Raw genomic sequence first — 8,991 nt, forward strand, 5'->3', positions numbered from 1 at the left:
AAAACTATAGGGGATTTTAAGATGCAAGAGAAATACACTAAAATTCAGAAATTACAACGTTTAATGGGCCTCCTAACCATCGCTTCGCTGCTGTCATGCGGACCAATCGAGCAACTAAGCCGTGGCGTGAAAAAGGACACGGACGGCAGTGCCGAAAACACTCCTTCAGCGACTCCTGGCGCCGCCCCGAAAGACGAACTTTCAGTAAAAAAAGAAGCGATTCGCAAATCTGCAGCCGAAGCCACTACGGCCTCCCAGGCACAAGCGGCAGCTATCTCTTGCTCTGAGCAGCAGGAGCGCTTTGCAAGTTACGCCGAAGGTAGTCGCGCCTCCGCCAATATGACCTTTAGCAAGTGCCTAGATGAGGCCAAAGATGCCGCAGCAAGCGACGGCTGCTTAGCCTCGCTGCAGACTGGCCTCGACACCCAGCTAGTTCTGGCTAGAAAAATCTTCGGCTGCTGACAAACGCGATCAAGTTTGTTGGGCTACCCCATGCAATGACACCTAGTGCATCGATGGCTGGTGCTGTGGACAATTGCGGAGGGTGCTCTACTGGTGGCGATGGGAGCATGAGTGACGTCACGACCGAAGATTTTGATTGTTTTCTTGTCGTTAGTCACGTCAAGTCCATACGCAATAGTATTAGATCCTAGTCATCACCAGCACTCATTAGATGGAAGCACCTCTAAGTGATCCGGTAGTGGCTCATATTCGCAACTATTCGCTTTTCTCTGGTAAGAATACCACCTACCCTTGCGCCCTTGAGGGACGCCCACAACCAATGCTCCGGAAATGACAACTGGCGCGCCGAGCCACACACACACTGGAGCCTTGGCAATCGCCGGACAAACAATTTTGCCATCTTGCGGCACGATGACTAGTCCACCGGTTGCGTCATCCACTTTTGTCATAGCAATCTGCGCGGTAGCAAGTTTACCTGCCTCGACAGTGGCGCGCCCTTGGCCAGTGGAGTAGACGCTTGCGGTAGCGCTTTTCTTGTATGTTACAGTGATCAAGTAATCTCCTACCTCGAGATCTTTTATCTGGATCGGCTGGCCATCGAGCGTAAATAAATAAGTCACGGGTAGTATATATTTTTTATTTATCTCGAATGACATCGTGACCCGTGACAGGCTGATTTCCACCTCATCCACATCTGAGGGAAGATCCGGAGGCGTTGCCAAGGATAAGCTGGAATTAGTCGATTTATCAGTTTGGGTTTTTTTTGATTCTTGATCACTTGTCGCTGCCGTTAATTTTTTTTCCTTCGTCAGATTTTGTGATCCACAGCCCACAAACGTTACCGCTAGAGACATGGTGATACTAGTTGCAATAAGAATCCTATTTACTTTTTTATTCTGCATGATCGATGCTCCTCTATTAAATTTGATATTTGGTGTTACCTCTTAAATGATCTTTAAATTTCTGGACTTAATTACGCACTGATCTGATAATCATCTCCAATGACTGGATGCGTTGTTACGATACCTACCCCTGCAGTATTTTTACCGGACTGAGTATTTTGCGAGAAAATCCCGGGAATCGAGAGAAATTTTAGATAATTTACGTAGGCAACCCCCGTATAGGTGACCGGCACGTATCTGCATCCACGTCGGATGAGCCACATGGTCCACCAAGCGGCGAGTGAGGCTGATATGAGGCCTCGCCCCATGCGAGAAGTGAAGGCCGAGGGAACTATGTGACGATAAAGGATGTCCTCATCGCGGTAGTAATTCTTGGCGTGGGCTGCAAAGGCGCGCTTTGATTGCGCGTAAGCCTCTAGTTCAGGTATACCAAAGGATGAATGGAGCTCGATTTCTGAGCCGACAGCCCAAACCTGCGGCGGTATCAAACGTGCCTTGGTCAGATCCTTGAACAACTCGATCATCTGCACAAACGAATTGCAGTTTGCCGCCATCGTTGGCCCAGACTTAACACCGTGGGCTAGCACCAGGATGTCAGCAGAGCTGAGGACGTCCAAGATCCGACTGTAGTCGTTATAGTCATAGTCTTGACCGTATTTAAGCGGAATGACGACGGCGCCTGAATCCTCAAGCAGCGCCTTCATCGCACTGCCGTAGGCTCCAGAGGCTCCTGTCATCACGATGCGTTGACCCTCCAGGTGCACACAGGTACCCATTATCTTGTCTAGGGTCTGCACGAATGATCCCATGTGGGATTCAGCATAAACGTGATGGAGGTAATGATAACTCGGGCCGACAAAAATATGGCCTCGCGGATGTTTCAGTCTGCTGCTTGGTTGGTGATTTATATCGACGCCACGCTGAGCAATTGTAACGCCAAGAGCGATGGTGTGGACCAGTGCGATCAGTCCCACCGCCACAGGGCTACACACTGCGAGAAAGAGCAGTGTGACTGCCAGTTGGTTCAAATATTCTGGCACCCTGTGGTGCATGATATTTAACACGTCCAGCGAACGCTCATGCTGCAGGCTGGGTCCAAACCATTGATGATGCGTCTCGTGCAGCATCCCTAAACGACGCAATACGCCGTGTTTAGACTTTGCGAACCTGTGTAGCACTACATGGACTAGGTCAAAGCTTATGGTCGATAGCACGTAGATCAGAGCTAGCTGCAGACTTAACGAAATGTAGTCTGGAATGTAGCGCTCAAGTAAATAAATCGGAGTCATTGCAAGCCATCCTGAGAGCAAAAGGATAGTCGCAAACTCCTCCTCTAAACGGCTGCCAGCATCGCCTACCAACCAAGTATTTTGCGGAATCTCTAACTATCCGAATTTGATAACTCACTTATCGGCATTTATTAGAAAAACTTGAGTTCAAATTCAGATAAGTCAAAAATCCTTAAGTTTGCTGCACCTTGCCGATACCCGAACGATATAACGATAGGAGATTCAGGCCGTGTTGGGCGCGCCCACACACTCGACCCACTGTTTCCAGATCACGAATCACTTACTGACGTAACTATTACGATTACCGAAATGCCGCCAACAAGAACGGTTGAGGCTGGAATCCGGCCACTAAAACGTCTTGCCGCTAACTTACAGTAAAATGCTCGAGATCTTGTAAACAAGGGGATCAGTATTGGCGCGCTAGCGCGTTTACTCAAGCCCCAGTTAGTATAAGCAGTTTAGTGCCGGTGGCTCATGTCCTTACTACCAGACTAGCCTTTGACTCACTTTGTTTCTACAGTAGTTAATGATCCAGTTAGATTTTCATTTGTGCCACTAGACGTGACCGTATAGTTTGGCGAAACTTTAGTCCCTCGGAAGACTAACGTCCCCGTCCAATTATTACGAACGACATCGATTTTTCCGTTATCAAACCAAATATTACTACTGGCCGACACTTCAGCATTTACGTCGTGAAATTTATACTGAGTGACATCTGCGCTCTTGGTTTCTATCGTCTCAGTGCCGGGGGCAGAACCTTTGAGTGATTTCTCCGTCTTCCTAAAATAGGTTGTGCCATTTCCAATCGAATAAACCGAATAATTAGATCCCGACCGCAAAAAACTACTTTGAGCAAAATCCGTAGACGCCATTTGTCGGACGGTACGCCTTTTCGCCACTGATGTTACACCTTCTCTAATAGTCGTAGCGTCGAGATCTATAACGTCCTGATATATGTAGGATCCTTGAATACAGGAGTCGTTTCTCGCGGCTTTTTCAAAATCATAGAGTTTTTTGCCGTTCTCTACGCTGATGTCCCCCAAGGTACATTTGTAATAATAACGGAACCTACGGGTGGCTTTTACACTGACAACCTCAACTCCTAGTTCCTTATACTGTTGCTTCACACAGTCTGACCCATCAACTATTGTCATCAATCGAGCCGAAACTTTGTTAGATTCGAATGCGGCATCAGCCATTGAGAAGCAATCCCAATTTTCATCTCGCCAACTACCCGGCGTCGAGTCACCAGTTGATTCGCTCGTATTATCTTCTTTGTTATTGAAGTGGAAGAGACTCTCTTTGTTTAGACCGTCTATAACATCTAAACCTGAAGTTTCAATAACAGCATATCCTTCACTGACCTTCAAATCATCGGGCCCAAGCAGACTTGCCTCAAACGGCAGCGGCTGAGGAGACTGCTCTGATGCGGAAGCTTCAATTGATTTTCCTTTTTTAAATAGGCCACAACCAGACATCAACGAGATCAGAATAAAGTAACATCCGCATTCAATTGTCTCTTGTATTCTCATAGGATTCTCGACCCCATACTTGCGCAAATTCATCGAGCTATTTGAAGGTATTTGGACTTAAGGCCTGTTAGAGCAGAGAGACGGCGCTGCTGCAGCGGTACCGCTCGGTGTAAGGGGTGAGGTGTCAATGAAGGAAATCTTCGCGCCAGCAGCAATGGCTTCACTAAGGAATCGACGGGCGAATGCTGAGCCTAGGGAGGCAAACGTGCTGACTGCCTCGGCATTTTTAAAATAAGGTCGTACCTCGGGCGGTAGATTGCCGCCGCTAGTTGCAACTGCTGCAACAGTGTTCCCGACTATAAGGGGACCGCCAGAGTCGCCATGACCGGCGGTTGCGGTGTTTGTTTGAGTTTTCCCGTCAGAGCTACCGTCCCCCAAGACCAGGTACAAGTCTGAACCAAACTGCTGGCGGTATTCTGCGGGCGTGGATGCAATCCGGTTTTTTCCGTAGCGCTTTATGAGGCTTATTTCCTTTGGGGTGTTGTTTTGCGACAAAGGTGCATTGGTCTCACCAAAGCCGACCAAGGAGACTTCCTGATTTGGTGTCAAGGGAGCCTGCACGATCTTCGTCACCGTGGTGAATGTCCCCGCTGGAAATATCAAGATTGCAATATCTTTACCGGCCTCACTAAGATCACCGTCGGTGTAAGGCGCTACATTCTTGTTCGTCAGGGCGCGCGACCCAATAATAGCCTTGAGAGGCGGAATGGTACGGTCAACGTCATTCTGTAGGCTGACCTGGTCGTAGTTACTGCCCGGGAAATAAACCACGTCGCCAGTGGGGGTGTCTTCCAAACAGTGGCTCGCGGTGAGCATTGTATTATCACTCAGAATAGTAGCCGTGCAGAAACCGTCGACGTTTCCGATTAGTCCCACATTGGGAAACTCAACAGTTGGTGCGCCCCCCACTATGCCGAGGCAATTTTTGTCAGCTGAAGGCTTTTCCAAGCCATCCCTAGACGAGCCGACACCGGATCTCGCGTTCGAATTTTCTATGACAGATGTGACGCTCTTTTGTTGTTCTGGCTGGAAGCGGTGGCAGCCGCATAGGACGCAGTTTGATACGGCGAACGTGAGAGCAAAGGTAGACACTAATGAGTTTAGAGACCGTTGACCGTTCGAGGTTCGATATTGCCACATGCTGAGGCCGCCTTTACCTTTTCAGTCCTGTCGGCTAGTGACAAGTGTCAGGTCGCTGTGATCAGGAACAGTGGGCTACCTCTAAGTACATGCCGACTTATCGGAGGATTATTCGGAAAGTTTAGAAAAATATGGTAAGTGGCCTGAACTTTTGAAAAAAAGAATTGGCAATCCGTGTACGGTGATAAGTGTCGAGCAAAATTGATTATTACACCACGTAATATTCACATCATTTGATCGGCAACAAAAAGGCACGTCATCTATCAAATTCGGAAAACTGCGGTATTAATGGTGCCGTGAAAAGATGTCGTTTACGGCATGGTTTTACGGCACCAGCCCGAGCTAACTCCATAGCGTTTGCGATTTCAAGACGGGATACGTTGTACCAACGTGAACTAAAATCCGCCTAGCGCTCTTTAGCGCGCAGCTTATCAACCTCGTCCACACTCAGTCCGCAAAGGGTTGCAAGCTCCTTACTTGATAATCCCGACGTGGCAACATTGCCCAGAAGCCCATGCAGCAGTGAGATCTTTGCTACTCGTTCGCCCTCTGCTATACCCTCTGCTCTGCCCCTCGCTTCACCCTCTGCCATACCCTCAGCCCTACCACGTGTCAGTGCGTACTCGAGATCACTCTCGTAGTCACGACGACCGCGCTCGCGCATGCGGGCTATCTCCCGCTTCTCCTCGTCGGCGGAGATTTCTTCTAGCTTTTTTTGGCTTTCTTCACTGCTGGCATGGTGGCTATCACCTCATCGAGTCCTGCGAGTCCTAATTGATGAGGACTATACAAAAATTGACACCAAAGTGCCAAAGCCAAGTCTTCCTGCGAGTGAAGGGCGGCTGGCAACTTGCGGATGATTTTGGGAATCTCGACAAAGTGCATGGTAAATAGGGGTGGCAGCTGGGCCAGGTTTGACTGCTCTTTCATGCTAAACACATAGTGGCCGTGGTCCGCTGGCGCCTCAGGGAATCCGATGGCATTGAGCAAGAATATAGTCGAGACCGGCTTCAGGCTTTGGTAGCGCTGCCCACGACTCAGCTGCGCATTGATCACGCGACTGCCGTAATAATAGGCTCGCTCCGGGATATAAGAACGCCATGCCATCTGCATCTCTAGGTCGACAAGCCTACCGTCACTGAGCTCCATCAGGATATCGAGCACGGTATCTTTGTCCCGTATGTGTTTCTTGGGTAGATGCGGGTTTTTAACCGTGGCTGTTACAATGGGTTACTCTGGTCTTAAGATCGCCGTCAGTAAACTGATCCGCAGATCTTCAGTATCATCACCCGCCAGCATGTATTTAAATACCGCATCGTTTTTGGGATCTAGTAACTCCATTCGGTAGCTCCTTCGTCCTGAGGAGCCGAAGATGAAAGACTACGGCGCAAAAAACCAAAGACATGCAGATGTCAGTGAGTGCGAGGGTGTTTAACTACCGAGGATGGCGGTACTCAGTACGAGGCTGACATCTGTATGCTGGAGCAGTCATGTCAGGGGCTGCGAGCTGCTAACAACTTCATAGTTGGCGCATGAGGCAAAAAATAAACTCTCCATTCCTGCTACTCAGCTCCCAACTGGCACGATTATCGTCGAGCAAAATTGACTAGTTATGCAGTCGGCAGACAATTGCTGGTTAGCGCAGTCATTAGGGAAGTTGGGTCAGGATTAAACGGTCGACGAACAAGAACTCGATGACGATTTAGTTCAAGACATGAACGATATTCTAACGAGTTTTTGTGCATGGTTCTACGGGCGTCGTGGTGCTAAACGTCGCGCTCATAAAGCGGAAAAGCTGTGTTAAATCCCATCGCGGTAAACGCTCGATGCCTTTTGGACTCCAAGATCAGTGACTAGATTGCGGGAAATGCAGCAGAATCTATCCACGAATGCTGAGCCGACTGGCACGTTTGATGCACTACTTGACGTCCTCACCCTCCGTAAACGACTGACTTTTACCCATAAGTTTGCAACCCAATAATTTCGTTGTATAAATATCGGAACACCTCTTAAAGGATTCCGATTTATGACTTGCACGATTGGCGGCGAGCTGAGCCGTTGTGACTTCGGGGATGCGAGATTGACTACTCGTGTGGTGAAGTTGGCTTCGTCCATTTGCGAGCATCCGAAAGCCTCGATCAATGCCGCGTGCGGCAGCTTTGCTGCTAGCAAAGGTGCGTACAGGTTCTTTCAGAATGAAAACGTAAAACCGGACAAAATCTTAGCAAACCATATTCAAAATACGTGCGAGCGCGCCGCTAACGACGGTAGGCCGATCTTGGCAATTCAAGATACGACGGACCTAATTTACACTAAGTTCCCAAGTATCAAAGACCTTGGGCAGCGCCTAAAAGCCAGTAAGGACTATGATCAAGGTGTCAAGGGCTTGATGCTACACTCAACCCTTGCATTAAATATGGATGGAGTGCCTCTCGGCATAGCCAAACAAACGTTCTTCACATTTGATGATGTAAAGGCAGGACGTGGGCAAAAAAACACGAACGAACGGGGAATTAACAAAACGTTCCCTATCAATAAAAAGGTGAGCTACCGTTGGCTAGATCATCTTCAGTCACTGAATAAATTGGCTCGCACGCATAATACTTCGATCATTCACGTCGCAGATCGAGAGGCTGATATCTATGAATTTCTGCACCTTAGTGCGACTGAGGCATCGAGTTTTGTCGTAAGATCAAAAAGTGATAGATTGACTCAAGGTGTTACGCGACGCGGAAAAACACCAACCCTCACAAAGTTGATTGCGAATGCCAATGCGTTGTTGACAGTTGCATTTGACGTCGATGGCGTCGAGATCAAGTGCGAGATAAGACATCTCACGACGACATTAAGACCGCCACAACGGCTGCCAACGGCACAGAGCGGCGTTTTGAAGCCGATTGAGGTCTCAGTCGTAGATGTGCGGCAGACTGACCGTAATGATGATCCGATCCACTGGCGTCTGTTCACAAATTTGCCATGCGGTAGTGTGGAAGAAGTTCTGAATGTCGTAAAAGTTTATCGCCACAGGTGGGCAATTGAATGCTTTCACCGAATTTTAAAATCGGGTTTTCAAGTCGAGGCTGCGAGACTGGCAAATCGCCAGAGGATTGAAAACTTCGCGACGGTTCTTTCAATAGTTTCTTGGTTCATATTTTGGTTGTATAAATTTGGTCGAATATCTCCCAGCACCCTTGCAGCCTCAGTTATTGATAAGGATGGCATAAAGGTGTTACTTGTCTCGGCGAAGAAGCTAAAAATAAAAGCGTCGCGGACAATGACTTTGGGAGAAGCCTTGCTTATCGTTGCTCGGCTTGGCGGTTTTTTGGGGAGGACGGGAGACGGCGACCCTGGCATGCAGAGCATCTGGAGGGGATGGCGCTGTCTCGCCGAGCGAATGGACTTTTTAGACGCGCTAACTTATGGGTAAAAGTCAGTCGTTCACGGCGGAGATATAAGTCACGCGCCCGAGCGAGTACGAAGTATCTCGCGAGTTCTGCTTAGTTGGCGTCTTCTGTAAGGCCCCTAGTCAAGCAGAAAAGTTGTGCTTTGACACATAATCCTACCCATAAAAAGTTACGCTGCGCTGACGGAAAGTTGCACTTTATCGCGTGATATTTCGGTTCGCCCAATCATCCACTAGTTCCTTATTCAATTATTCAGCAATCG

General features: G+C 48.5%; 8 protein-coding genes and 1 pseudogene. 3 read left to right on the plus strand and 6 right to left on the minus strand.

The window, feature by feature from the left end; all coding sequences use genetic code 11:
* Positions 1-21 precede the first annotated feature (21 nt).
* Positions 22-462, plus strand: a complete 441-nt coding sequence (locus tag FJ146_09990; protein MBM4252291.1) for a hypothetical protein — start codon at positions 22-24, stop codon at positions 460-462.
* Positions 463-656: 194 nt separating this feature from the next.
* On the opposite strand, the gene FJ146_09995 is transcribed toward FJ146_09990, so the two are convergent.
* From FJ146_09995 to FJ146_10020, 6 genes are all read right to left on the minus strand, one after another.
* Entirely contained in the window at positions 657-1,364 is a 708-nt protein-coding gene (locus tag FJ146_09995) for a hypothetical protein (protein MBM4252292.1), read from the minus strand.
* A gap of 71 nt (positions 1,365-1,435) precedes the next feature.
* On the minus strand, positions 1,436-2,653 hold the full coding sequence (locus FJ146_10000) for a hypothetical protein (protein ID MBM4252293.1): 1,218 nt from the start codon (positions 2,651-2,653) through the stop codon (positions 1,436-1,438).
* 503 nt (positions 2,654-3,156) lie between these two features.
* A complete protein-coding gene (locus tag FJ146_10005) occupies positions 3,157-4,185 on the minus strand; it encodes a hypothetical protein (GenBank protein ID MBM4252294.1) in 1,029 nt (342 codons plus the stop codon).
* A gap of 57 nt (positions 4,186-4,242) precedes the next feature.
* Positions 4,243-5,325, minus strand: a complete 1,083-nt coding sequence (locus tag FJ146_10010) for a trypsin-like serine protease (GenBank protein ID MBM4252295.1) — start codon at positions 5,323-5,325, stop codon at positions 4,243-4,245.
* Positions 5,326-5,731: 406 nt separating this feature from the next.
* On the minus strand, positions 5,732-5,989 hold the full coding sequence (locus tag FJ146_10015; protein MBM4252296.1) for a hypothetical protein: 258 nt from the start codon (positions 5,987-5,989) through the stop codon (positions 5,732-5,734).
* Between the two features lie 41 nt (positions 5,990-6,030).
* Positions 6,031-6,552, minus strand: coding sequence for an Rpn family recombination-promoting nuclease/putative transposase (locus tag FJ146_10020; GenBank protein ID MBM4252297.1), 522 nt, complete (start codon positions 6,550-6,552; stop codon positions 6,031-6,033).
* A 448-nt stretch (positions 6,553-7,000) separates the two neighbouring features.
* Between FJ146_10020 and FJ146_10025 the strand changes: the two are divergent.
* Together FJ146_10025 and FJ146_10030 are read left to right on the plus strand one after the other, a co-directional pair.
* Positions 7,001-7,129, plus strand: a pseudogene (locus FJ146_10025) (IS607 family transposase).
* Between the two features lie 222 nt (positions 7,130-7,351).
* On the plus strand, positions 7,352-8,752 hold the full coding sequence (locus tag FJ146_10030) for an IS4 family transposase (protein MBM4252298.1): 1,401 nt from the start codon (positions 7,352-7,354) through the stop codon (positions 8,750-8,752).
* Positions 8,753-8,991: the final 239 nt, after the last annotated feature.

Source organism: Deltaproteobacteria bacterium, assembly GCA_016874735.1.
Taxonomy (GTDB): Bacteria; Bdellovibrionota_B; Oligoflexia; order Oligoflexales; family CAIYRB01; genus CAIYRB01.

Coding starts and splice junctions, on each gene's coding strand:
- FJ146_09990 (MBM4252291.1), top strand. CDS start 22: ATGCAAGAGAAATACACTAAAATTCAGAAATTACAACGTTTAATGGGC.
- FJ146_09995 (MBM4252292.1), bottom strand. CDS start 1,364: ATGCAGAATAAAAAAGTAAATAGGATTCTTATTGCAACTAGTATCACC.
- FJ146_10000 (MBM4252293.1), bottom strand. CDS start 2,653: ATGACTCCGATTTATTTACTTGAGCGCTACATTCCAGACTACATTTCG.
- FJ146_10005 (MBM4252294.1), bottom strand. CDS start 4,185: ATGAGAATACAAGAGACAATTGAATGCGGATGTTACTTTATTCTGATC.
- FJ146_10010 (MBM4252295.1), bottom strand. CDS start 5,325: ATGTGGCAATATCGAACCTCGAACGGTCAACGGTCTCTAAACTCATTA.
- FJ146_10015 (MBM4252296.1), bottom strand. CDS start 5,989: ATGCGCGAGCGCGGTCGTCGTGACTACGAGAGTGATCTCGAGTACGCA.
- FJ146_10030 (MBM4252298.1), top strand. CDS start 7,352: ATGACTTGCACGATTGGCGGCGAGCTGAGCCGTTGTGACTTCGGGGAT.